Annotated in this window: 17 protein-coding genes and 1 tRNA gene; 4 read left to right on the top strand and 14 right to left on the bottom strand. The window is 58.9% G+C overall.

The genetic code is table 11. From position 1 onward, the window contains the following. Window positions 1–135 precede the first annotated feature (135 nt). On the bottom strand, window positions 136–972 hold the full coding sequence (locus ACST81_RS00425; protein WP_438750842.1) for a phytanoyl-CoA dioxygenase family protein: 837 nt from the start codon (window positions 970–972) through the stop codon (window positions 136–138). A gap of 105 nt (window positions 973–1,077) precedes the next feature. On the opposite strand from ACST81_RS00425, the gene ACST81_RS00420 reads away from it, so the two are divergent. Beyond that, complete coding sequence (locus ACST81_RS00420; protein ID WP_438750840.1) at window positions 1,078–2,148, top strand: LacI family DNA-binding transcriptional regulator; 1,071 nt, start codon at window positions 1,078–1,080, stop codon at window positions 2,146–2,148. Between the two features lie 8 nt (window positions 2,149–2,156). On the opposite strand, the gene pseC is transcribed toward ACST81_RS00420, so the two are convergent. The 10 genes from pseC to pseF all read right to left on the bottom strand — a co-directional run bounded on the left by pseC (window position 2,157) and on the right by pseF (window position 14,650). After that, window positions 2,157–3,311: a UDP-4-amino-4,6-dideoxy-N-acetyl-beta-L-altrosamine transaminase gene (pseC, locus tag ACST81_RS00415; protein WP_438750839.1), complete on the bottom strand. Its 1,155-nt coding sequence runs from the start codon at window positions 3,309–3,311 to the stop codon at window positions 2,157–2,159. Further along, window positions 3,308–4,309: a UDP-N-acetylglucosamine 4,6-dehydratase (inverting) gene (gene pseB / locus ACST81_RS00410; RefSeq protein WP_438750838.1), complete on the bottom strand. Its 1,002-nt coding sequence runs from the start codon at window positions 4,307–4,309 to the stop codon at window positions 3,308–3,310. Before pseB ends, pseC begins: the two co-directional genes overlap by 4 nt. 165 nt (window positions 4,310–4,474) lie before the next feature. Continuing rightward, entirely contained in the window at window positions 4,475–5,233 is a 759-nt protein-coding gene (locus ACST81_RS00405; RefSeq protein WP_438750837.1) for an AAC(3) family N-acetyltransferase, read from the bottom strand. A gap of 21 nt (window positions 5,234–5,254) precedes the next feature. Next, window positions 5,255–6,586, bottom strand: a complete 1,332-nt coding sequence (locus ACST81_RS00400; protein ID WP_438750836.1) for a DUF4910 domain-containing protein — start codon at window positions 6,584–6,586, stop codon at window positions 5,255–5,257. 24 nt (window positions 6,587–6,610) lie between these two features. Beyond that, a complete protein-coding gene (locus tag ACST81_RS00395) occupies window positions 6,611–9,772 on the bottom strand; it encodes a hypothetical protein (RefSeq protein WP_438750835.1) in 3,162 nt (1,053 codons plus the stop codon). Further along, entirely contained in the window at window positions 9,769–10,842 is a 1,074-nt protein-coding gene (gene pseI, locus ACST81_RS00390) for a pseudaminic acid synthase (RefSeq protein ID WP_438750834.1), read from the bottom strand. Before pseI ends, ACST81_RS00395 begins: the two co-directional genes overlap by 4 nt. 43 nt (window positions 10,843–10,885) lie before the next feature. Then, window positions 10,886–11,788 (bottom strand): NAD-dependent epimerase/dehydratase family protein, encoded by a 903-nt coding sequence (locus ACST81_RS00385; RefSeq protein ID WP_438750833.1) that lies wholly within the window; start codon window positions 11,786–11,788, stop codon window positions 10,886–10,888. After that, window positions 11,785–12,900: an ATP-grasp domain-containing protein gene (locus tag ACST81_RS00380; RefSeq protein WP_438750832.1), complete on the bottom strand. Its 1,116-nt coding sequence runs from the start codon at window positions 12,898–12,900 to the stop codon at window positions 11,785–11,787. The genes ACST81_RS00385 and ACST81_RS00380 overlap by 4 nt, the downstream gene beginning before the upstream one ends. Then, a complete protein-coding gene (locus ACST81_RS00375) occupies window positions 12,897–13,886 on the bottom strand; it encodes a PseG/SpsG family protein (RefSeq protein ID WP_438750831.1) in 990 nt (329 codons plus the stop codon). Before ACST81_RS00375 ends, ACST81_RS00380 begins: the two co-directional genes overlap by 4 nt. Window positions 13,887–13,942: 56 nt before the next feature. Beyond that, a complete protein-coding gene (pseF, locus tag ACST81_RS00370) occupies window positions 13,943–14,650 on the bottom strand; it encodes a pseudaminic acid cytidylyltransferase (protein ID WP_438750830.1) in 708 nt (235 codons plus the stop codon). Window positions 14,651–14,688: 38 nt separating this feature from the next. Between pseF and ACST81_RS00365 the strand changes: the two genes are divergently transcribed. The 3 genes from ACST81_RS00365 (at window position 14,689) to ACST81_RS00355 (ending at window position 20,677) form a co-directional block, all read left to right on the top strand. Continuing rightward, entirely contained in the window at window positions 14,689–14,907 is a 219-nt protein-coding gene (locus ACST81_RS00365) for a hypothetical protein (RefSeq protein WP_438750829.1), read from the top strand. A gap of 1,042 nt (window positions 14,908–15,949) precedes the next feature. Further along, window positions 15,950–18,337, top strand: coding sequence for a glycosyltransferase family 29 protein (locus ACST81_RS00360; protein ID WP_438750828.1), 2,388 nt, complete (start codon window positions 15,950–15,952; stop codon window positions 18,335–18,337). Window positions 18,338–19,651: 1,314 nt separating this feature from the next. After that, window positions 19,652–20,677 carry a porin gene (locus ACST81_RS00355; protein WP_438750827.1) on the top strand — a complete coding sequence of 342 codons (1,026 nt, stop codon included), beginning with the start codon at window positions 19,652–19,654 and terminating at the stop codon, window positions 20,675–20,677. 151 nt (window positions 20,678–20,828) lie between these two features. On the opposite strand, the gene ACST81_RS00350 is transcribed toward ACST81_RS00355, so the two are convergent. The 3 genes from ACST81_RS00350 to ACST81_RS00340 all read right to left on the bottom strand — a co-directional run bounded on the left by ACST81_RS00350 (window position 20,829) and on the right by ACST81_RS00340 (window position 23,392). Beyond that, entirely contained in the window at window positions 20,829–21,344 is a 516-nt protein-coding gene (locus ACST81_RS00350) for an RrF2 family transcriptional regulator (RefSeq protein ID WP_438750826.1), read from the bottom strand. A gap of 381 nt (window positions 21,345–21,725) precedes the next feature. After that, a tRNA-Leu gene (locus ACST81_RS00345) sits at window positions 21,726–21,812 on the bottom strand. A 146-nt stretch (window positions 21,813–21,958) separates the two neighbouring features. Next, window positions 21,959–23,392, bottom strand: a complete 1,434-nt coding sequence (locus tag ACST81_RS00340; RefSeq protein WP_438750825.1) for a phosphomannomutase — start codon at window positions 23,390–23,392, stop codon at window positions 21,959–21,961. Window positions 23,393–23,477 lie beyond the last annotated feature (85 nt).

Raw genomic sequence — 23,477 nt, 5'->3', positions numbered from 1 at the left:
ATCTTGCTTAGCCGGAAACGGGATTGAAGGAAATCGCCGATCGCGCGCGCAAGCGTGATCAGCGAAAACTTTGGTATGAGGGCGAGGCGCGGCGAGCGCCGGTCAGGTCCCGCCGCAGACCCGGTTTCGGGGCGGTTAGGCCGGATCCGCGCCCATGACGAGGCCTTCGATATCGTGCTTCTGCACGATCGGCTCGAGTTTTTCGACAACGCGGCAGACGAGGTGCTTGCGCGCCTTTTCCGGCAGGGCATTATAATAATCCTGCGTCACCATCATGTCGTGCAGCTCGGCATGGCCGGCGCCGGGCGCATCGACGCCGAGAACCATGACCGGCCGGGCGATCGGGGACAAGTGTTCTGTTCCGCGATGCATGGTGAGCGCCGAACGGCAGGAAATGTCGCCGCGTTGCGGAAATTTGCGCACCGCCCGCTCCTGGTAGCGGCCCCAAAGTGCCTTGTCGGGAAACATTTCATGTTTCCATTCCCGCCCGTCGTCCCACTGCGTGCCCGGGGCGACCTCGAACGGTCCCATGTCGGGGGTGACATCGACTCCGGTGAGGTTGAAGGCGAGCGAGGTGATGCGGTGATCGACATATGTGTCTGACGGCGAAGGAAAGTCGCGATGCCAGGGCTGGTAACGCGCGCCTTCAAACGGCACGTCGAGACCGATCTCGACAATCTGGTAATCCGGTCCCAGCGCATTCTCGCACATGGCGATCACCCAGGGATGCATGATGAGGTCGACGAAGCCGCGAAAATCCTGCGGATGGATTTCCACATACCATCGACGCGGCCCGCGTCCGACAGCACTTCCCGGCCGCTGGATGGCCGACCAGAAGGCATTCATCATGTCCTCCTTCATCGCATCCGCCCATTCGGTGGTGAACGCGCCCTTCAAACCGGTAATACCGTCCGCCTGTAGGGTCTTCAGATTGGCCTCTATGTCGAACTGCACCGGTGCATTGATGTTCATGACCTGTCCTCCTTGATGAGGTGAGGATAGTTCAACTAATAATTATTAGTCAATATGCTTATGAGAATTAATAAAGTAGCCTGAGGCGGAATTCAGGAGCAACCCGTGACGAAAACGAAACATGAAAAACCACCACGTCGCGTGACAATGACCGATGTGGCGCGGCTCGCAGGATGCTCGCAGGCGACCGTGTCCTTCGTGCTGAACAATGCGACCGGCGTGAAGATTTCCGCCGAAACGCGCGGCAAGGTGATCGAGGCCGCCCGCGGTCTCGGATATGGTGCCGCCTCGCTCATCCATCGTCCGCTCCTGAAGAATATCCGCAGCGGCTCGATCGGCTTCCTGTGTGACCAGCTCGCCACCAGTCCCGAAGCGGTCAACGCGATCGAGGGCGCGCGGCAGGCCTGCTGGGAGGAGGGCGTGACCATCCTCGTCGCGCAGAGCATGGGCAATGCGGAGATGGAGAAAAAGGCGGTCGAGACCATGCTGCGCAGCGGCATCGACGGGCTGATCTACATGACCATCTTCACCCGTCAGGTCACGCCGCCGGAGTTTCTCCACGATCTGCCGGTGCCGATCGTCCTGCTCAACTGCTTCTCGGCCGATCATGCGTTTGCCTCCGTCGTGCCCGATGAAACGGCCGGTGGCTTCGATGCGACCAATGCCCTGATCCGGCTTGGCCATCGCCGCATTGCCACCATCATCGGCGAACCCTTCATGTCGGCGGCGCAGGACCGGTTAAAGGGGTACAGGAAAGCGCTCGCCAAGGCCGGCATCGCCTATGACGCGGATCTGGTGGCGGAAGGAAACTGGTCGCCGACATCCGGCTTCGAGGCAACGCAGCGATTCTTGGCGCTGAAGGAGCGGCCGACGGCGTTCTTCTGCCAGAACGACAAGATGGCGTCCGGTTGCTACAACGCCTTGCGGGATGCGGGCTTGCGTATTCCGCTGGATGTCTCGGTGATCGGGTATGACGATGACGAACTCTGCCGCCATGTTCGGCCGCAGCTTTCCACGCTGATATTGCCGCATCGGGCGATGGGCGCATGGGCGATCGGACAATTGGAAACGATGACGCCGCTGATGGCGCAGACCTATCCGCTGACCAAGATGGATTGCAATCTCATCGAACGGGGGTCGCTGGCCGGAACCGTCTATGCGGTTCCGGCCAGGTAAGAAGCAGTTTATCCGAGGATGGTCTTCAGCGCCGAAATGACCGTGTTTTGGTCGGCTTCGCTGAGTTGCGCATACATCGGGATGGAAATCGTTCGGCTGTAGTAGTCTTCCGCGTTCGGGAAAGCCGCGCGGTCGAAACCCATGCGGACATAATACGGCTGGCGATAGACGGGGATGTAATGCACGTTGACGCCGATGCCGGCGGCGCGCAGCGCGTTGAAGGCTTCGAGACGATTGACTGGCGCCTCGTCCGTCAAGAGGATCGGATAGAGATGCAGGCCCGACCGCTGGAAATCCGGCTCATGCGGCAGGGTCAGCGGCAGGTCGGCCAGCGCGCGGTCATAAATCACACGGCGCTCGTGGCGGGCATCGATGAACGAATCCAGCCGGGCAAACTGGCTGGTCCCAAGGGCCGCCTGCAGGTCGGTCATCCGGTAGTTATAACCGAGTTCCAGTTGCTCGTAGTACCAAGGCCCCTCCGATCCGTTTTCCATGCGGGACGCATCGCGAGTGATGCCGTGCGTGCGCAGGGTGAACAGGCGGTGCGCCAGTTCCGGATCGTTGGTGGTGGCAAGGCCGCCTTCCGCCGTGGTGATGATCTTCACCGGATGGAAGGAGAACACGCAGATGTCACTATAGGCGCAATTGCCGACAGGCGCATTGTGATAGCTGCCACCGATCGCGTGGCTGGCATCCTCGATGATGCGGAAGCCATATTTGTCGCGCAGCTTGCCGAGCCGGATCATGTCACAGGACTGTCCGGCGAAATGAACGGGAACGACGATCTTCGGCAGCTTGCCGTCGCGCTCGGCCACTTGCAGCTTGGCTTCCAGCGTATCGAGGCACATGTTGTAGGTGATCTTGTCGATATCGACGAAATCGACCTGAGCGCCGCAATAGAGCGCGGCGTTCGAGGAGGCGACGAAGGTGATCGGCGACGTCCAGAGCCAGTCACCTGGCCCCAGGTCAAGCGCCAAGCACGCCACATGCAATGCGGCCGTCGCAGAACTCATGGCAACGCCGAAGGCGCTGCCGCAATAGCCCGAGATCGCGGCTTCGAAAGCCGCGATCGCCGGTCCCTGAGTGATGAAATCGCTCAGAAGGGCGGTGCGGACGGCTTCGACGTCCGCTTCGCTGATATCCTGACGGCCGTAAGGGATCATTGCTGGGCGATCTTGTTGAATTCGCGGATTTCTTCGACGGTCAGGAAGTGCGGGTTGCTGCCCGACTCGTAGCCATGGCCGCGCTCGACCGGAACGCCCTTTTCGCCCAGCGCGTTGACGTTGAACTTGACGTCGCGGTCGTGGAACTTGATCGTCGGCTGGATGACGAAGTGATCGGCAAATTCCAGCGTCAGGTGGCTGTCGTCGGCCGGGCACATGACTTCATGCAGCTTTTCGCCCGGGCGGATGCCGATGATTTCGTGCTCAAGATCCGGTGCCATTGCGGTGGCGAGATCGGTGACGCGAACCGACGGGATCTTCGGAACGAAGATTTCACCGCCATGCATGCGCTCGAAGTTCTTCAGAACGAAATCGACGCCCTGCTGCAGCGAAATCCAGAAGCGGGTCATGTCGGCATCGGTGATCGGCAGGCTCTTGGCACCCTGGGCAACCAGGTTTTCAAAGAACGGAACGACCGAACCGCGCGAACCGACGACGTTACCGTAGCGCACGACGCCGAAGCGGGTCTTCTTCGAGCCGGTCATGTTGTTGGCGGCGACGAAGAGCTTGTCCGAGGCAAGCTTGCTGGCCCCGTAGAGGTTGATCGGGTTCGCTGCCTTGTCGGTCGATAGCGCGATGACCTTGGTGACATTGTTGTGCAATGCCGCGGTGATGACGTTCTGCGCACCGTCGACATTGGTCTTGATGCATTCGAGCGGATTGTATTCTGCAGCCGGAACCTGCTTGAGAGCAGCTGCGTGAATGACGTAGTCGACACCTTCCATGGCAACCGCCAGGCGCTGGCCGTCACGAACGTCGCCGATCAGATAACGCATCTGCGGCGCATTGTAGGTCTGCGCCATTTCGTACTGCTTCAGTTCATCGCGCGAATAGACGATGATCTTGCGGGGGGTGTAACGGGAAAGAAGTGTGCTGACATATTTCTTGCCAAAGCTTCCGGTGCCACCGGTAATCAGGATATTCTTATCGTTAAACATCGTTCTCACTCTTTTGATTTATTGCATAACCCGTCACATGGGTTGTCCGCATGAGCGATTGCCCTATAGCGTCCCTGTTATCCATCTGGGTGTAAAAACGGAAACAATACCCCTGAAGTGCGTAAGTCCTGTGAGGTGGATCGCGATCGCGATCTCGAGCTTTCCTCAGGTTTTACTGTAGCTGAACAGAACGCCCTCCGCCTGTCCGGCATCGATGACCGATTTTACGGCCTTGAAGAGTTCGGATGTCCTGGCAACGCGCAGGCCGTTCCCTTCCTTCGGCTTGTCTCCACTATATATCTTTTCTTCCCACAACCGCTTCTCCATGCCTTCGACATCCGTCAAAACGCCTTTTTCGAGGTTGCGGACGAAGATCGAGAAGGTCCTGGTATCCGTCTTGCCATCCCACCCCGTGTAGTTCCCGGTGAAATCCTTGTGATAGCGGTAGGGTACGTCGCATATTTCCTCGACGTGGTGGTAAAACGTCATGCTGTTCTGGCCAGGCATATCCAGAACGGCAACCTTGCCGTCCAGGTCGATGATTTTTGCGAACGGAGAATCCTTGCCATAGGCGCTCTTGTTGACGATCCCAGCAAACTGGTCCTTCGCCGCGCCGATGACCGCAAAGGAGTAGACGGGATGACCTGTCCGCACGGCACCGGGATAGGCGCGCGCGGCTTCGGTCAGCGTGCCCATGTGGGATGGCGTTTCGCGGATGTCGAAATCGGCGCCCTTGCAGAAGTCGAAGTTGAACAACGGAAAGATCACCGTGCCGCCGGGCCCGACGGCATCGATGAACGACTGGAGAATCTGGGCCGGCGTATAACCGAGGCCACATGTTCTTTTGATGCTGCTGTGGATGAGAACGATGTCGTTCTCATTGATTCCGGCGTCCCGCCAATGGCGCGTCAAATTTTCCGTCACGGCAATTTCCCCCTTTTGCCTTTAAACCTTCGCCACCGTCTTGATCATGTCCATCTTCTGCAGTTCCCGCAAAATGGGCATCAGTTGATCGGCACCGCAGCCGATTTTCGCGGCAATTTCCAGAAGGCCGCGTTTTCCATCGGCGAGCGACAACATCATCAGAAGACGATTCAGCGTCGTGCGATGATCGGTAAAGCCATCGCTGGAACTTCCCCGGTTCATCGGTGAGTTGATGGTCGGATAGAGTCCACGCCGGCCGAGTTGAGGCTCGCCGTGAGGGTGGGTGTTTTCCAGATGGCTGTCGTGGAGATCGAACACTTCGATGAATTCGGCAAGCGCATCGGCGGCGCGCTCGACCTGTTCGATGCGCATGAACCGCTTGTCATCGGCGGAGGTATGATATTCGACAAACTGGCCGTAGACCGTGCGGGCCGCCTGGATAACCGGAAGGTTGAAGCCCGGAGAGCAGAACTGTCGTTCATCCGAACCGGATATCGGCGTGAATTCGCGAATCTCGAATTTCTTCGGATACCAGTCTGCAAAGGTTCTTGCGAGCGAGTCGATGGGACCCGGCGTGCCCACCCAGTCCTGTCGCGACATCTTGAAGCTCAGCGTATCGCGGTGACCGCCAAGGCATGTCAACACCAGGCCGCCGACGAGCCGCTTGCCGATCTCCTCGCCGAAACGGCTGAGATAGCAGATCGATCCGATTGTTTCCGGGCAGAGCAGGAAGAGATAGGTGTGACGCCGATACGGCATCGCCTTGATCCGCTCGTACATGCGCAGCAGGCCCAGCGGTCCGGACAGTTCGTTGTTCGCCATGCTCGGATGGCAGAGATAGGACGATATCAGGATCGTCTCGTCGGATTCGCCCGGCAGCACGGATGTGGCGAAATTCACCGCTCCCGGCTGCAGTTTCGTGCGGATGTCGACCACATATTGCCCTTCCTGCAGCTTTTCGCGCTCGCGATGGGTGAGGCAGAAACCCCAGCGAGGGCTGTAATAGCTGGTGACATAGGGAATGGCATCCGGCAGATGCGGCAGGGAATGCAGATGTGGCTGCAGATCGGCCAAGGACAGGGTGGCCGAGTGCGGGATCGAATAGTTCACGAGATGGAGATTGTTTTGCGCAAAATCGCAAACGACGTTTCCATCCGGTCCAATCAGTCTCGCGCTTTCGACAGACCACTCGTCGGGAACCGTCCAGTCCAGGACGGTTTCGCCGCTGGCAACGCCATGCATTTCCAGCGGCATGTATTCACCAAGAATTTCAAGGCTTTCCCGTAGGCCAGGCCCCGTTATGCTTCGGCAAATCGGAAATAACCTGTCGAAAATGGAAGAAAGATCAAACATCGGTTCAAAACTTCTCGTTATCGCCTAAGCGCTCAATTGCATCGGAGGAACAAATATATTGCTATTTTCGGCGCCGGGTTCCTTTCCGGTTCCAAGCGCACGCGCGGTCAATTCCATTACGGCCGGATCGTCCTTTTTCTTCAAATCTTCGCTGTACCATGTTGGTGGATACAGCGTTTTATTGGTCACAGGACGCGTGTGGTAGCGGTATGGCAAGGTGAAGTTGTCGCTGGCCATGTAGTTCAGCCAGCAGGCTGCCCGCTCGCGAATGTCTTCCGCCATCACGATCGGCTTCTCGAAGCGAAGCATGCACTCGAAATCCGCACGGTCCTTGGGGACGGGATGTCCTATCGGGTAGTCGATCGGGGCAAAATGTCCGGCAAGAATACAGGGAATGCCCATGATGCCAAGCTCGATCGTCGTCGTGCCGTTATAGATGAGGCCGATATCGATCAGTTGCTCCATGTCATGCATATCAAACCAGCGGTGGCCCAGGATCATGACGTTTTCGCTCGACGGATTCTTGATGAGATCCGTAAAAAGCTCATTCGGGAAGGTCGCGATCTCGTTGTTCATCTCATGCGGATGCGGTTTGATCAGCAGAAGCGTATTGCTGCCATCGACGGCATCGACGCAATGGTTAATCCAGTCCTGCATGTTGGCATGAGCCGGGCCGCCGTCGAACGGCAGGCCTGAATCGCAGACCACCTTGCCGAAGGCGCAGGCAACCTTGCCCCCATTCGCGCGCCATGCGGCGATTTTCTCCCTGGCTTCCAGCGCCTCCGGCGGCGGTATTTTGACGCCGCTTGTCGAACGCTTCACCCGCGTGACGTTTTCGAAGCGTTCCAGCATTTCCGGCGCCTCGAGGCGGCGCTCCTCATAATAGCGCTCGAAATTCTCCGGCACGGGAAAGCTTGCGGAGCGAACGTTTTTGTAGCGCGTCATGTTTCGCAGCACGAGGCGCTGGGACACGTTGGTGGAAAAGTTCGTGAAGTAGTTCTGATAACCATTGGCGGCATGCAGGAAGAAGAAGGTCTCGGAATTGCCCCTCCGGTCGCAGAAGAAACGATGCAGGGAGTCCGGCAGGCGATTGTTGTAAAGGGACATGGTCGCAAAACGCAGGCCCGTCTGCTGCTGGACGCCCAGAGCATAGTCCAGAACCCGGGCCGTACATCGTGTCCAGCTCGCCAGTCCGCTGATATAGCGCTGCAGGGATGGGCAGCCGTAATCGACATTGTAGCAACGACGGTTGATCGCCGCGTCCTCCCAGATCGGATGCGACAGATCCAGATCACCCCACCGCAGGCGGCCAGTCGCCGGCTCGAACGTAAAGTCGGCGACATCCGGCAGGATTTTCGCACGGCTGGGGTGAATGGAACTCATGCGCATGACGGCGCCGTTCATGGCGTCGATCGCGGCAATCCCGGTCTTTTCGATTGGAAGAAGCCCCTCGACCGTCGGGACGACGGCCCAGCCCTGCCGCTTCATCTCCATCAGGACTTGGATAGGATAAAGCCGCAACTGGCTGATATTGCGGGGCGATACCAGAACGACGCCCTTGGGGTTCCTGGGCTGCGGGACGCTTGAAAAGATCGTCGCCGTCTTCTCGAGGAATTTCAGTTCGCCGATACGATTGATGAGCTGATAGCTCAATGTCGGCGAGAAACGGCCAGGTTCGGACAGCAACTGGCCATAGATGTTATAAACGATCTTGACGGCGTCCTTGAACCTGCCCTGCCGCTCGACGATATTGACGTATTCGAGCGAGCACGGCATCAGTCGGAACCGCTGGGGCAATGCGTTGAACATCGCGACCGCGTCCTTGTAGCGGCCTGAGCTTTTTGCCCAGCGGAAGTAGCTTTTCACGTCCAGCGCCCTGGTCGGCTGCAGGTGAGCCACATGAGCGATGATCGTGTTGGCATGCTTGATATCAGCCATTTCGGACGAAATTTCCGCGGCGGCAGCCCAGATCGATGGCTGATACATGACTTTGCGGGAGAGGCTGACGCATCTGCGGATAATCTGCTCGCTCTCGTGCGTGAGCCCCAGCTTCCGGGTGAGATTGAGCATCGCGCAGAGTTCGGAAACAACCTGTCTCGGCCCGCCGGCTTTCTTGTCGCTACGCTGGAAAATGTCGGGGTTTTCCTCGATAAGCTCAAGCACCCGCTTTCTCGCAAGATCATATGCGTCGGCATAGCTGGCGACGCGTCGCACGCCTTGACGGAGCATTTCTCCGATCACGTTCAGCTTCGCCTGCAATGTCGGCGCTTCATGGAAGTCGCGGTCACACGCATCGAGATATTCTGCGTGCAGACGTCCCTGGAGATAATGCTCCTTGAACCGAAGGAGCTGTTGGGTCACTTCTGGAAGCGCCTGCTGCTCGACATCCTGCGTCGTCGCGGCCTCCTGTTCGAGCACCTCCTTGTCGACGAGCGCTTCTTTGTAATTCGTGGAATCGAGCTGCTGGCCGTTCTCGACGGAATCGGCGGTTAATTGTTCCGCCTTGAGCTCGCCCTTATCGACGATATTGCCGTAATTCATTGAATCATCGACGAAATCCATTTGATCGCGTGCGATCTGATCGACGGTTCGCCAGCAGTTGCGCAGGGCGGTGAAACGGCGCTTTTCTTTCGGGTTATCCGCCAGATGAGGTCTCTTCAATTCACGGGCAACCGTCTGGCTTGCCTTGCGGTATTCCCCTTTCATCGCCTCACACATGGTGACGATGTGAATGAGATAGACGCTGCGCGGATATTTTTTCCGAACCGCCAGCGCGGCCTTCAGCAGCCGGCGCCGTCCGCTTTCCTGTACGATTTCCCGGGAGATCAGCCGACCCACTTCGAATGGCGCGGTCTTTTCCATTTTCTCCAGTTGAGCGAGACGGACGAAAATCCTGTGAAAGTCCTTGAGCCTGATACGCTTCAGCAGTTTGCCGTTGGCCAGCCGCACCTTGTAATCTTCAGCCGCGTCAAAATTTCCGGTGATCCGGCTCATCCTTTCAAGTTGGCGGAGCATCCGAAGTGTAGCCGGGCCGTTCTTGTCCGCGATCTTGAGCGCGGGTAGGGCAAGGCGAGACATTTTCAGGTCGGCAAGCCACCCACCCACCACGCGGGGCGTGTGGTAGAGAAGATCGTGTGTGATGCGCGAAAGGAGGCCGGTTTTGGCGTGTGCTATTTTCTGTGTCAAACGTCGTTCCTCTCCAGCAGGTCCCAGCTCATCGGCGTACCACGGCTGACATCACGGCCGATGCGGCGGCCGAGCAGCATTTCGTAGTATTTCGGCGCAAGGCCCGAGCCCGGGCGGATACGGCGCAGCGACGTCTCCGTCAGGACGTCGCCGGCCTTCAGGTCCTCGCCGATATAGAGCGAGCGGCGTTTCTTGCGACCGGCCATTTCGGACGCGGTGCCGCCGAAATGGATGTGGCCGAGCGCCAGGTAGGCACGTTCGGTTTCGTCGACCAGGCTCTTGAATTCGTCCGGCTCCAGCGAGAAGGCGGAATCGACGCCGCCTTCGCTGCGGTCGATGATGAAATGCTTCTCGATGACGCTGGCGCCGAGCGCGATCGCGGCAACCGACGCGCCGATGCCGAGCGTATGATCCGAGAGGCCGACATTGACGCCGAACGTCTTCTGGATCTGCGGGATCGTCACGAGGTTGGTGTTCTCGGGTGATGCCGGATAGCTCGAGGTACACTTGAGCAGCGTCAGGTTGGTGCAGCCATTGGAAAGCGCCGCTTCGACAGCTTCCTCGATTTCGGCGATCGTCGCCATGCCGGTGGACATGATCATCGGCTTCTTGGTACGCGCGACGGTCTTGATCAGCGGAATGTCGGTCAATTCGAAGGATGCAATCTTGTAGCAGGGTGCATCGAGGGATTCGAGCAGTTCGACCGCATCATCGCTGAAAGGGGTCGAGAAGCAGAGAATGCCCTTTTCCTTTGCGCGATCGAAGATCGGCTTGTGCCATTCTGCAGGCGTCTTGGCTTCCTCATAGAGGTCATAGAGACGGCGTCCGGCCCAGAGCGACTTCGGATCCTTGATGGAGAATTCGCCCTCGTCCATGTCGAGCGTCATGCTGTCGGCTGTGAAGGTCTGGATCTTCAGCGCATGCGCCCCGGTGGCGGCTGCCGCATCGACGATCTCCAGGGCGCGCTGCAGGGAAGCGTTATGATTGCCCGACATTTCGGCGATGATGAAGGGTGATCCATCCACCTTGAAGCCATGCGCAGCGCCAAGTTCGTCCTTCAATGTGAGCATGCGAAAATACCTTTCAAATGAAATATCGCGGCTTTTCAGCCTGTCAGGCCGCGCGATGGCGCGTATTGCGAAAATCTTCGAGACCACTGCGCAAGGAGTAGCGCGGTTCCCATCCCAGTTCTGCGCGGGCAGCTTCCAGATCCATGACGGTTCGGGGCGCCTGTTTGTTCACTTCATCTTCGACAGAAAGATTGCCGGCATTGTCGAAGACGGTATTGACGGTTTCAGCGATTTCCAGCACCGGCATAGCCCGGCCGCCGCCGATATTGAAAACTCCCGCCGCGCAAGGTGCACGTAGGGATGACAAAATTGCGGCAGTCGCATCACGGATGTAAACCTGATCGATGCGGTAGTCCATATTGCCCTTGAGCACGAGAGTTTCGCGCCGGCTCGCCTGATCGACGAATTTCATCAGCGCGGGCGTGCCTTTTTCGCCGTGGCCGTAAACGGCGGCAAAGCGCAGCGACAGGGCGGCGAGGCCATGAATCCGTCCCATCATCTCGACGCAGGATTCGCCCATCAGTTTCGACAGGGCATAGGCATTGATCGGCCGCGTGGGCGAAGTCTCGCGATAGGGCAGGCCGCTCGACGGAGAATAGACGGCGATCGTCGAGGCGTAGACGACCTTCTTGACGCCCACCGCCCTGCAGGTGGTCATCAGATCGGCAACGGCCTCGACATTGGGACTGAGAAACGGCGTGACGTCGTTCGGGTCGTCCTCGCGGGTCATGCGGCGGCCGGCGAGATGCACGACGGCATCGACACCCTGAAGTGCTGCCTTCAGGCTGTCGCGGCTGTAATCCGTCTGGCGACGGTCGCCACCGTCCACTCCATCGCGGCCCAGCACAATGGGCTTGTAACCGGCCGCCTTCAGGTCATCGACGAGATATCGGCCGATGAAGCCTGAACCGCCGGTGACCGCGATGGTGCCGGTTTCGATCTTCATGCGGACTCCCGCACATAATAGCCGACGACTTCCAGCGTGCCGTTTACGGCGCGCACGGCCTCGCCGTCATCGTAGCGATACTCGTGATAGACCGCGTTGGCAGGCTTGGGGAACCTGCCTCTGTCCAGACCACCGCCCGGCGGCATCTGCTGGAACATCAGTTCCATGTTCGGGCCGGAATATTCGGGCGAGACATGGTGGACGGGCTTGCCCGTCAGGGTGTCCACGGCCATTTCAATCAGATCGGCGCCATAGGAAGCCTTAATCAGTCGCCACATATGGCAGCCGTCGAGGCGAGGCGCGATTTCGACGACACGCGGGCCTTCCCTGGTGATGATCATCTGGAAATAGAGCACGCCGGCCTTGTGGTTCATCCTGGCCAGGATCGCGTCGACCAGCGCCAGCGCTTCCCGCTGCTGCTTTTCGGTGATGTGGATCGGTGGGATGAGATGGCCGGCCGGCAGGCCGAGCGCCAGATCCTTGTGCACGAGACGCTCCGACAGGACCTTCATTTCGGTCTTGCCGTTGTTGATCAACACGTTGCAGGAGACTTCGACGCCGTCCAGATAGGCTTCGACGATCGCCTTCTTCGACCGGGAAATTTCCAGTCCCTGGGCGATGGCAGCATTGAGTTCGGCCGCATTGGAAACCTTGAGGACGCCGCGCTGACCTTGGCCGTCGACGGGTTTGACGACGCAAGGGAAATCGGTCCAGCCGGCGGCTTCCTCGACCGACGACACCTGCATGAAGGGGACAGGGCTCAGGTCATGCTGTTTCAGGAACGCGCGAAGGGCTGCCTTGTTGTCGAGCAGGTCGATAAAGGCGCTATCGAAGAAGTGCGGCAGGCCCAAACGTTCGCTCAGCGCCACGACCGACTTGATCGCCACGTCGGAGGAGATCGAATAGATGATATCGACCTTGTGCTTGCGCGCCACGGCCTCGAGCGCATCGATATCGACGATATTGACGTGTTCGACGACGTCACAGAACCGCTGGCCGACTTCGCCGATGATCGGCGAGCAGCCGATCACCGTCCAGCCGATCGACTTCAGATGGCGGATCAGATCCGCCTGACCTGCATTGGTACCGAGAACAAGAGCCGTCTTCGTCATATTCCATCTCTCTCAAGGAGGGCCGAGACCAGGCGCAACCCGCCGGACTTATCTACCATCGCCTGCCCGCGAAGCGCCATGTCCGTCCGCCGCGCCGTGTCGGACAGCAAGGGCTCCAGGGTGTCGCGAATCATCTCCACCGTAACCGTATCGACCGTGCCGAGCATCTCGGCTCCGGCCTGCTCCGCCCAGCCGCGGCATGGGCGCAACTGGTTGGGCGCCAGCGCGATCAACACCATCGGCAAGGTGCACAGAGCGGCCTCATAGCTCATGGTTCCGCCCGCAATTATGACAAGATCGCAACAATTCATGAGCTCGGCGACATTTTTTGGGTGGATATGAAATTCCGCTCTGCCCGGCGGCAGCGTCGCGATATGTGCCGCGTGCTCTGCATTGCGGGGATTGCTGTTGCCGGAAACGATCACGGCGGTCACGCCCTCGGCGCCCGGCGTTTCGGCGATCGCATCCAGCGTCAGTCGAATTGCGCCGAGGTCATCGCCACCGCCGAAGGAGACGAGGATACGCCGCACCGGCCGGCCGGCAGGACGGATGTCCAGTTCGCTGAATTCAGGACGCAGGACTGCGTATTTCGGCCCGAGAAGCAGTTGCGCGTTCGGATTCTTGACATAGCCGGCATAGTCCTCGGCCCGCTCGTAGGGGCTCGAATTGACGATGATGTCGGCATGAAAGTCCCAGGGCTTGCTCGCGTCGAACTGCTGCATGAAGCGGATGCCGTGCGCCTTCAGGCTGGCCTGGTAGCCGGGATCGACTCTGTAGTCGTCCATGACCGCGTGCACGGCGCCGGCCTCACGGCAGATGGCGAGGAAATCCCTGGCGTCCTGCTCGGGGCCTTGCTCGCCCGACATCGGGATCCAGCGCACGAAAAGAAGGTCGTCGTTGGGTTCACGCAGATCCTCGGACGGTCCGACGATGGTGCAGGCATGGCCCGCTTCCGTCAAAAGGCGCGCCATTTCCCGGCATCGCATCAGATGCCCCAGACCAACACGCGAACTGGCGTTGCAACGAAATACGACAGGCAAGGTCATCCGGTGTGCGCTGCCCCATTCTTGACGGCAAACAGCAGTTCGGCGAACTCCCAATCCTCTGGCGTATCGATATCCTGAACGCGGCTGCGCGGCAGGAGGTAGGGGCGCGATAGCGGCGAAAACATCGGGTGCCGGTCCATGAAGGCATCGCGCCAGCCCCAATAGAACTGACCGGCATCGTGAAACGCCTCGGGCAGATCCTGGCTGCGGGTCTTCTGGTGCTCAGGGTGCAGCATGGTGACACCCAGCGCGCCATCGCGCAGCATGGCGCGCTGTACCGGATGTGGATAGGTCGCGGCGGCAAAGACGAAATTCGGGACCGGCGGCTCGTCGAGAAGGGCGCGGGCCGCGACCAGGTCTTCAGCCTCGATCAGCGGGCTGGTGGCGTAGATGCAGCAAGCCGAGACGACCCGTTTACCGTAGAACGATTCGGCTTGCGAAATCGTGTCGTTGATCGCGTCGCGGGCAGGACTGTGATCGTTGGAGAACTCGGCCGGGCGCCGGAAAGGTACGCTTGCGCCTGCGGCGACTGCAACTTCCGCGATCTCGTCATCATCGGTCGAGACGATGACATGGTCGAAGAGCCGGCTCGACAAGGCGGCGCGAATGGGCCAGGCGATCATCGGTTGATCGCCGAACAGCTTGATGTTTTTTCGCGGGATGCGTTTGCTTCCACCACGCGCCGGAATGATAGCTATCTGCATGCAATCGTCCGCCCTGGCCTCCTGCCGGAGCGTGGTTAATGATAGAAAAGAATCGCGCTGTAAAGTCTTGCGTTGTAAAAATCCTCGATGCGGAAGGTATTTCCGTCCCTCGGCAAAGGCTGTTTCAGGATTTTCTGCCCCGGAAAAACCGGCTGAAGACTGAAGGTGAGCTGCCTGAAAATTGGCCGGAATGCACCAAAAAAACGGCTATCACCGACCGACGCCGCATGCTTGCTCGCCAGAAGGCCAACGACTAGAGCATCGTTGCCTTAATACGATCCATTCTGTTGGCTCAAAACGGCCGATCCACAAGAAGGATGGCGCAGAGCGATGCGACATCCATCGGTCCAGCCATCCGCCGCAGTGGGCGACCGTTTTCAGCCAACCCAAAGGGCTGGATGAATTTTGGCCACTACCGGCGGTGGCCGTCTCAACCGCAGCTTTTGCTGCGCTTTTCGCCAGCCGCCTTGGTTCTGGCCAAAATTCCTTCCAGCAGAATGGGTCGTATTAAGGCAACGATGCTCTAGAGTGCCGCTCGGTATGCTGCCATGGATTGCACGGGAGAGATGAAATGGCGGACACCGCGGTCCGGGCTCCGATGAGGATACCCGCTGGCTGCGCACCGAAGTTTATGGCAAGGGCCTTGTCGAAAAGCTTGGCCTCGCCGGACCCGTTGCCGATGCGGATATTGTCGGGCGTGTGACGCTTGGTCAACACGCCGGTGACGGAGCAAATCAGCGTTCGCGGCCCGCATGTGGATTCGCCGCGCAAGGCCTAAGGCGGCGTTCTCTAATGTTCGGCATCCCGGTGACGATTCGCAAGGTGGTGACCTTGCCACCTATCGCTGGAAGGACGGGGCAGCGCCGGACCCCATGGATCGCCAAGGCGGATCAGAACGATGCCGAGCAGGTGGGCCTGATCAAGTGCGCACCAATACATTCGTGGTCATGCTCAGCGCCCATCATCCGCTGCACGGTGTCACCGCGCGCCCCGACGCCTCATCTGCGCCGCCTTGCCATCTGCTCGGGCTGGTTCTCCCGGGGTCGATCAGTCCAATTTCGTCCGTGCGACCTGGCAAAGATGCAGTAAATGTAAGGCAGGCGATTTATTTCTGGGGAACAATCAGCTCAAAAGTGTGTTGTATAACCCCCCGGCATGTTCAAGCGGCGTGCCGGAACATATGATTTCAATTGAACGTGACACAGGCCTGATTTACCGGTGCTTTGGTGTGATTGGTCGAAGCAGCGCGGCGGTCGGACAGTCAGGACGGGAAGACCCAAGTAAAGGCAAGTTTGGTTGATGAAGGTTCCGACGCGAATTCGTTTTTTGGGCGACCACAGCGAGGAACATTGCGGCTGCGAGGCTGTCACGGATGTCATCCAGACCCTCATCGCCGAGCGGGGTGTCATCGTCGGCCCGAAGGATGACTTCGATGCGCTCGTCGTCAACGGCGAAGGCTCGATGCATCATGGCCGCAAGACCTTCCTCAGCAAGATGCATGAAATCCGCTTGGCGCAGGAACGCGGCAAGCAGACTTATCTGATCAATGCGGTCTGGGATACCAATCCGCGTGGTTACGATGATTGCCTCGCCAATCTCGACGGCTTCTGGGTACGCGGCGTGGCAAGTTCGCGCGATCTCCTGGAGCGGCACAATCTCGAGGTCCCCCATTTCATCGACTTGAGCTATTTCGCCGAGATCGACGAGTCGGTCGCCGCCGCCGATCTCAAGCAGTCCATTGTCGTGACCGATGTCTATGCGCCGCAGTTCGGCTTCGTGTGGCTTCCCAAGTCGAAGACCAAGGGCTGGATCAATATCGACATGCGCAAGCATTCGTGGTCGTCATTCGTCCGCAGCCTGCGTACGGCAAAGCTGCTGGTTACCGGGCGGCACCACGGAATGTATGCGGCCTGCCGCGCCCGCATCCCCTTTGTTCCCATCGCCGGAAATTGCCACAAATTCGAGGACCTCTTGGAAAGCGCCGGGGTGGAAATCCCGATCGCGCAGGATCTGGCCGACGTGAACACGCTCGTCAAATGGGCACTGACCAATCGGGGCGAGTATGAGAAACTGTTCGCCTGGATGGACGAGCAGCCGCACTGGACTTTCAACGATACGGACGTCATGCCGCCGGCCTCGACGTACACCATTCCGCCGCGTCGTACTTTGCTGCAGCGTGCGAACGATGCAACGACACGGCGCAATTGTGCCGAGGCCTCCCTTCTCTGGAAGGAACTGCTTGCTCAGCACGGCGACCGCCTGCCTTATGCCCGCAATGCCTGCATCGCCTTTTTCGGAAATGGCGATGTCGAGGTCGGCATGGAAATCCTTGCCAGGACGCGGTTGAACAAGCCTGCTTCCATCATCTTTGCCAAGCTCCTGATGCAGGTTGCGCGCCAGCAGCATATCTGGAGCGGGCGCGAGGAAACCGAAGGCTGGTGGCCATGGCTGAAGGAAGCCGCCTACCAGGCTCAGTGGGGAGAGATGGAAACCTCTCACACCCTTGCCGCGCACGCCTTGCAAAAAGTGCTGGAGGACCATGGTCCGGTGATGGCCTCGAGCGTCAGCTTCTTCTTCGCCTGCAAGCTCGTCCATCTCAATCATCATAGCCATGCCTTCGAATTTCGTGATCGGAATGCGATCGAAGGGGTTCCGGACTGGATTCGGGATCAGGAAGATGTCCTCCTCAACGCGCTCTGCCGCCAGTTCGACCAAGATGCCTTGCGACTTCTCGATGCGGTGCAGGCCCAGGAATGCTGGAGCGATCCGGCTTTCCGCGCCATCGTCATCCGCTATCGTACGCTTTTTTCCGGCCCGACCATCGAGCTGGTGCGGGAACTGAACCAGCACTGCCGGGAGTTCCCCAAGCACGCGGAATTGCGGGAACTGTTCTATTCCGTTGCCGGTGAACTCGGCAAACTGGATTTCGTCAAGAAGCGCTTTGCCAAGGAAAAGGCCATGATCGAGCGCGATGCGCTCGGGCTTCTGCCGCTGGCGTATTTTCTGGTGCGCAACGGCCTGTCGACATCGCCCAGGCTCAAGGCGCGCGCCAACCTGTTCACGGCGTTCCAGCGCGGGCGCAAGGAGTTGGCGGAGCTTCTCGCCGATACCAGCAAGAGTGTCGCTGTCGTCGGCAATTCACCGGTCGAACTGGGCAGCCGGAATGGAGAACAGATCGACACGCATGATATCGTGATCCGCTTCAACGATTTCGTCGTCGATCCGCCGTTCGACGAGGATTACGGATCAAGGACGGATATCCTGTTCCAGACCTATGCGATTTCGTCCGAATCCAACGACCAAATTCAGGCGAACAATGGCCTTCTGGTTCAACGCCATGCGTTTCACGTGTTCGAATCGCGGGATTGGGAGCCGGTCCTGAAAATGGCGGAGGCGGGGCAGCGCTTCGCTTATTTCCCGCGTGACGCCTATATTCTCGCGGCAAAGATTCTGGAGGCGACGCCGAGTGCGGGATTTGCGGTTGCCAATTACATGAAACATCTGCGCGGTTTCCTCGATCGTTCCGACTTTTTCGGCTTTTCCTTCGTCGATCAGTTGTCCGGCAGTCAGAAGGCGCATTATTTCAGCGACGAGCGCCCGTCCTTCATTCATGACTGGCAGCGGGAAGCCATGGAGTTCGAAAAACTCTTTCGGACCGATAGTGAGATGGCCAGCGCGGCCGCCTGAGGCGCGAGGTTGGCGAGAGCTGCGGGCGACGGATATGCTGGCGCGTGGCGGCCCCGACCATTCCGCCGCGCGTTCCTCGCCATTCGAATGGTCAATGGTGAGGTGCGTTCGGGCTGCGGTTATGGCGGGGCGACAGAAGCAGGGTTTTGCTGGCGGGCAGGACCGTTCCTTATCGGTAATCTCGAACCGGTTCTGGAGATCGTGTCCGGTTCGACGATCCTCGATGAAAACTTCGACATGCCGAAATATCTAGCCACCGTCCGTCAGGACAGTCAGCTGGCGGCGGGTGATTTTACCTCGACCTGCTGTGTATCGCGATGCTGAAAAGCGTCTTCCGGGCTTGGATACTGATACCACCGTGACGCCGGCCTTGTTCACGCTAAAGTTTTGACTGTATCTCGCCGAGCCACATTAAGGATATCGGTAATTAAGCACGCCGGAAGGCCGGGAATTGTTGATTTCTTCCGAAACCTGCCTCAAGATTTGCACGGACACAGCTATCGGGACTGATGACGTGACGCCCTTTTACTTTTTTGAAATAATATACGTTTCGATAACGATAGGTTTTCTGACCGCAACCTGTATCGAAGGTTATCGCAGTCCGTGGAATTCCGCTCGTTTTGCCGGCCTTGCCGGCTGTCTCTTGTGGCCGGTGCTGCTCGTCACTTTCCTCGTGCGGCGGTCACGGCAGCGTTTGTCCAAGCATCAATCACCTCGTGCATTCGGTCCGTAAGATCGCAGCCGAGGCTATTGCGAGCGATGACGGGGCCACATTTGTTTTGAGGACTGCTTTGCCGACGAGGCGGTGACGACACGCGCTGGCCTTCTGCCAATGCACGAGTCTCCAAGGATGTGTTGGATGTATGCACGCTGTAATCCAAACAGCATTCGCGCGGCCATGTTCACGTTGGCCGCTGGGTCCTTTCTCCTTAAGTGATCCCAGCCAGCCGGATCGCGTCACAAAAACTTGCGCGCGCCCATCTTGCGCTTCGTTCGCGTTCTCCCTATTTCAACGTCCTATGTTACCGGTCACACCCTGTCCCCGTATCTGACGGTTCGATGACGTGGTTGAGGCGGCCCGATGGGCCGCAACCCTGCACCCCCCCGTCGTTGCGTTTCAGCAACAGTCAAAATCCCAACCTCAAAAATCGACAATGAGAACTGTAATTTTGATTGTTACAGTTTGGTTCGCGTGTCATTTCGGGATGCGGTTTCGACCGCTGCCATTGGGGCTTGAATCGACATTTTGGGCTTGGAATGCTGACGAGACAGCCACGCGAACCTGTGCCCAGTCGAAACTTGATTGGATCCGAAATGACTATCAAAGCTTTTCTTTTTGCATCTGCCGCGGCCTTGAGCACGGCAAGCGGCGCATTTGCCGCCGATGCCATCGTCGCCGCAGAGCCGGAGCCGATGGAATATGTGCGCGTCTGCGACGCGTTCGGTACCGGCTACTTCTACATCCCGGGCACGGAAACCTGCCTGAAGATCGGCGGTTATATCCGCACCGAATACCGTTTCGGCCGCGATCTGTCCGGTACGTCGGATTGGAACTTCCACACCCGTGCGCAGCTCGAGTTCGAAGCGAAGAACGACACTGAATTCGGCACGCTGTCGAGCAAGATCTCTCTGCGGACGAATGCCGATGATTCGTCCGATGATGTCGGCAACAAGACATTCCTCGACGAAGGCTATTTCGACATCGCCGGCTTCCGCGTCGGCATGCAGTACAGCTGGTGGGATGACGATCTGAGCGGCGAAACCGATGCGATCGCCAGCAACGAGACCCGTCACAACGCGATCCGCTACCAGTATGAAGCCGATACCTTCAAGGCCGGCATCGCTGTCGAAGAGCTGGAAGACGCCTATGCCACGAAGCCGGGCGAGCACGCGAACAATGTCGGCATCACCGGCCAGATTTCCGGCACGGCTGGCGTGTTCTCCGCCTATCTGCTCGGCGGCTATGACGTCGATACGGAAGAAGGCGCTGTCCGCGCCATCGTCTATGCCGATCTCGGCCCGGGTCAGCTCGGCGTTTATGGCGCCTACGCTTCTGGTGCCAACTACTATTATGAAGAGTCCGAATGGACTGTTGGCGCTCAGTACGAACTGAAGATCAATGACAAGTGGGCGATCACTCCCGGTGCCCAGTATTTCGACAACATCGCGCTCAGCCGTAATGGCGAAGGCTTTGGCGGAGGCGATGCCTGGACCGCCGGCGTGACCGTTGACTACGCCATCACGGAAGGTCTCAGGAGCAAGCTGAGCGTCCAGTACCACGACGAAGACGGTTCCGACGACGAAGTCTTCGGCTTCCTCCGTCTGCAGCGCGATTTCTAAGTCACGTCGCAATGCGCCGGCTGGCCGCGGACATGCGCGGCCGGCCAAAGGTTCGTCACGGATTTGATTGACCTCCGATCAGTGACGGGGGCGGCCGTTTCCCACCGGCCGTCCCACACGACAGGCAAGCCGGATCAGCCCGGAAACGGCGTCAGGACGCCATTGTCCTTCCTACCGGACATTTGCCGCCATCGATGGTCACCAATTCCGAGATTGCGTCCTCGACGGATTTTTCGCCCAGCAGGCCAAGCAGAGCCTGCTCTGCCTCCTTGCCGAGCTTCGTCGACCATTCGCTCATATTGCTGGAGATGAAGCATTCGGCGGGAATATCCCCGCGCGTCGCCCAGATCTTCTTGTCCGGCATCACCGCAAGATAGATTTCGCTCAGATAGATCGCCTTGGCGGGCCGGCCAAGCCTGTATCCGCCCTGATATCCTTCCGACGAGACGAGGATGTTCTTCTGCATCAGCGGCGCAACCAATTTGCGCACGAGGCTGGGCCTGGCATCGAGCTTCGCTGCCAGCGCATCACTCGTCGAGCGAGTATTGTTCCTTTCATTGACGGCCACTGTAATAATAATTTGCAGGGCCGACGAGAAGCGCGTGTCCATCATGATAGGACATACTAATGCAGACTTTTGAAAACACCAGATGGTCAATGCAGACATGACGAAACTCTCCAGCATTTTTCCGCCAGAGATGACAATCGTCGATAGAGCAAGGTCCACTTTATTCGCTGACCAGGTTTTGCTGCATTGCATCGCGGCGAAACTGATCCGAATATGAGGGTTTCCACGTCCTGTTTCAATAAGGCAAATCCTCATATTGAGGGCCCGTTTGTAATTTTATGTTTCTCAGTTGACGATATCGACTGAAATTGGTGCCGGACTATGTGGTATGGGAGAAAAGCTGCTGTGCGGCTCAGAATCGAAAGCGAATGAAGATCGCGCTACGCTGCCTCAGGCGCGCCGTCTGGGCCGAACGCCACGTCGGGACCAGAAACGAAAAAGCTCCGCATCCTTTTGGGATTGCAGAGCTTTTTAGGAATTTGGTGCCCAGAAGAGGACTCGAACCTCCACACCCTTTCGAGTACCAGCACCTGAAGCTGGCGCGTCTACCAATTCCGCCATCTGGGCGACGGAGGGGGATGTACGGGGCTCACGCGCAGGTGTCAACAGGGTTTTCGAACTTTTCTTGAAGATGCCGTCGAAAGTGGCGTTAAGCACTGTATGGAAAGGATATTTTCAAGAAATCATTTCCGCTGGAAAGGCCCTGTACACTGTTATCCCCGCTGCGATTCGAATGCGCGGATCCGGGCGAGGCCTTGCTCAAGCAATGACTCGGCCTTGCCGGCGGTTTCGGCCTCCACATAGCAACGCATTTCCGGCGCGTTGCCGGACGGTCGGAAGTGGATGATGCTGAGATCCGACAGCGTCACGCGCAATCCGTCGATGTCGCTCACCGATTGCGGCGTACCGATCGGCTTCAGGAAAGCGGAAAGATTGTCCATGCCTGCACGCAGATGGGCCATCAACGCTGCGCTCGTTTCCAGCGGGAAATTTTCGATACGGTCGCTGAGCGCCACCGGCAGGGCAATGTCTGCCACGATTGACGAGAGAGGTCGCTGGCGATGTGCGGCGCGCGAAAGCACCGCCAGCACCGGCAGGAAGCTGTCGCGCGTCGGCAGGGCCTTCAGCATCGTACCGTTGAGTATGAAGTCCGTCGCCGTCAGCGTGCCGCCATTGGCCTCGAACCCGACGACACCCGTCTTGCCGTCGCGTACGGCCTCCTGCATCGCCTCGATGACGAACGGGGAACCAACACGGGTGCGCAGCACCGAAAGCCCCTCCTGGCGCTCCAGGCCGGAATTGGAGGTGATCGGCGTCACGGCCACCATTGCTCCGACGAATTGCGCGGCGATCAGTCCGAGCAGGTCGCCGCGCAGGGGCAGGCCGGTCTCGTCGCTGACGAGCGGCCGGTCACCGTCACCATCGGCCGAAACGATCGCGTCGAGCTTGTATTCGCTGGCCCAGCCCTTGAGCAGGTCGATGGTCGCGGGCGAGACCGCTTCCGTGTCGACGGGGATGAACTCTGCGGAGCGCCCGAGCGGAACGACGTCGGCGCCGTAATGGGCGAGAACCTCGACGAACATGTCGCGGGCCACCGTGCTATGCTGGTAGACGCCGACCTTGAGGCCGGACAGGGCGCCTTCCGCCAGGATCGCCTTGTTGCGGGCAAGGAACAGGCTTTCGGCCTGCGCCGCATGATCCTCGGCCTCTCCCGGCGTCGCATCGATCGCGGATGCCTGCGCCTTGAGCGCGTCGGCGGCAGCGCCGATCGCTTGTTCGTCGATCTTGGCGATCTCGCCGTCTGGGCGGTAGAATTTTATGCCGTTGCGGTCGGCGGGGATGTGCGAGCCGGTGATCATCAGGCCGGCCGCCCCTTTTTCAAGACCATAGAGCGCCAACGCCGGGGTCGGAACTGTGCCGCAATCCAGAACCGTCAGGCCGGCGCGGGCGAGCGCACCGGCGCAGATTGCCGAGATCGATGGGCTGGAATCACGAAAGTCGCGGCCGAGCAGAATGGGATCGCCGGGGCTGGCTTGGCCGGAGGACAAAAGATATTGCGCGAAGGCGGTTGCGTAGAGGGCGGCGGCCGGACCATTCAGGTCCGTGGACAGGCCGCGCAGGCCGCTTGTTCCGAATTTCAAGCTCAATGGATTCTCCGTCAGGCTGACAGTTTTTAGGTGTGGATTTGCGTGACTCAATCGAAATAGTGGAGCATTCTGGATTTTCAGCAAG

It is taken from the genome of Pararhizobium sp. O133, from assembly GCF_051669845.1.
GTDB lineage: Bacteria > Pseudomonadota > Alphaproteobacteria > Rhizobiales > Rhizobiaceae > Pararhizobium.
Note: the sequence above shows the minus strand (reverse complement) of the source record. Positions and strands in the feature narration are given on the sequence as shown.

Bases quoted from the DNA above. Each gene is read 5' to 3' on its own strand.
- ACST81_RS00425 (WP_438750842.1), bottom strand. From the start codon at position 972: ATGAACATCAATGCACCGGTGCAGTTCGACATAGAGGCCAATCTGAAG.
- pseC (WP_438750839.1), bottom strand. From the start codon at position 3,311: ATGATCCCTTACGGCCGTCAGGATATCAGCGAAGCGGACGTCGAAGCC.
- pseB (WP_438750838.1), bottom strand. From the start codon at position 4,309: ATGTTTAACGATAAGAATATCCTGATTACCGGTGGCACCGGAAGCTTT.
- ACST81_RS00400 (WP_438750836.1), bottom strand. From the start codon at position 6,586: ATGTTTGATCTTTCTTCCATTTTCGACAGGTTATTTCCGATTTGCCGA.
- pseI (WP_438750834.1), bottom strand. From the start codon at position 10,842: ATGCTCACATTGAAGGACGAACTTGGCGCTGCGCATGGCTTCAAGGTG.
- ACST81_RS00385 (WP_438750833.1), bottom strand. From the start codon at position 11,788: ATGAAGATCGAAACCGGCACCATCGCGGTCACCGGCGGTTCAGGCTTC.
- ACST81_RS00380 (WP_438750832.1), bottom strand. From the start codon at position 12,900: ATGACGAAGACGGCTCTTGTTCTCGGTACCAATGCAGGTCAGGCGGAT.
- ACST81_RS00375 (WP_438750831.1), bottom strand. From the start codon at position 13,886: ATGCGATGCCGGGAAATGGCGCGCCTTTTGACGGAAGCGGGCCATGCC.
- pseF (WP_438750830.1), bottom strand. From the start codon at position 14,650: ATGCAGATAGCTATCATTCCGGCGCGTGGTGGAAGCAAACGCATCCCG.
- ACST81_RS00365 (WP_438750829.1), top strand. From the start codon at position 14,689: ATGATAGAAAAGAATCGCGCTGTAAAGTCTTGCGTTGTAAAAATCCTC.
- ACST81_RS00360 (WP_438750828.1), top strand. From the start codon at position 15,950: ATGAAGGTTCCGACGCGAATTCGTTTTTTGGGCGACCACAGCGAGGAA.
- ACST81_RS00355 (WP_438750827.1), top strand. From the start codon at position 19,652: ATGACTATCAAAGCTTTTCTTTTTGCATCTGCCGCGGCCTTGAGCACG.
- ACST81_RS00350 (WP_438750826.1), bottom strand. From the start codon at position 21,344: ATGTCTGCATTGACCATCTGGTGTTTTCAAAAGTCTGCATTAGTATGT.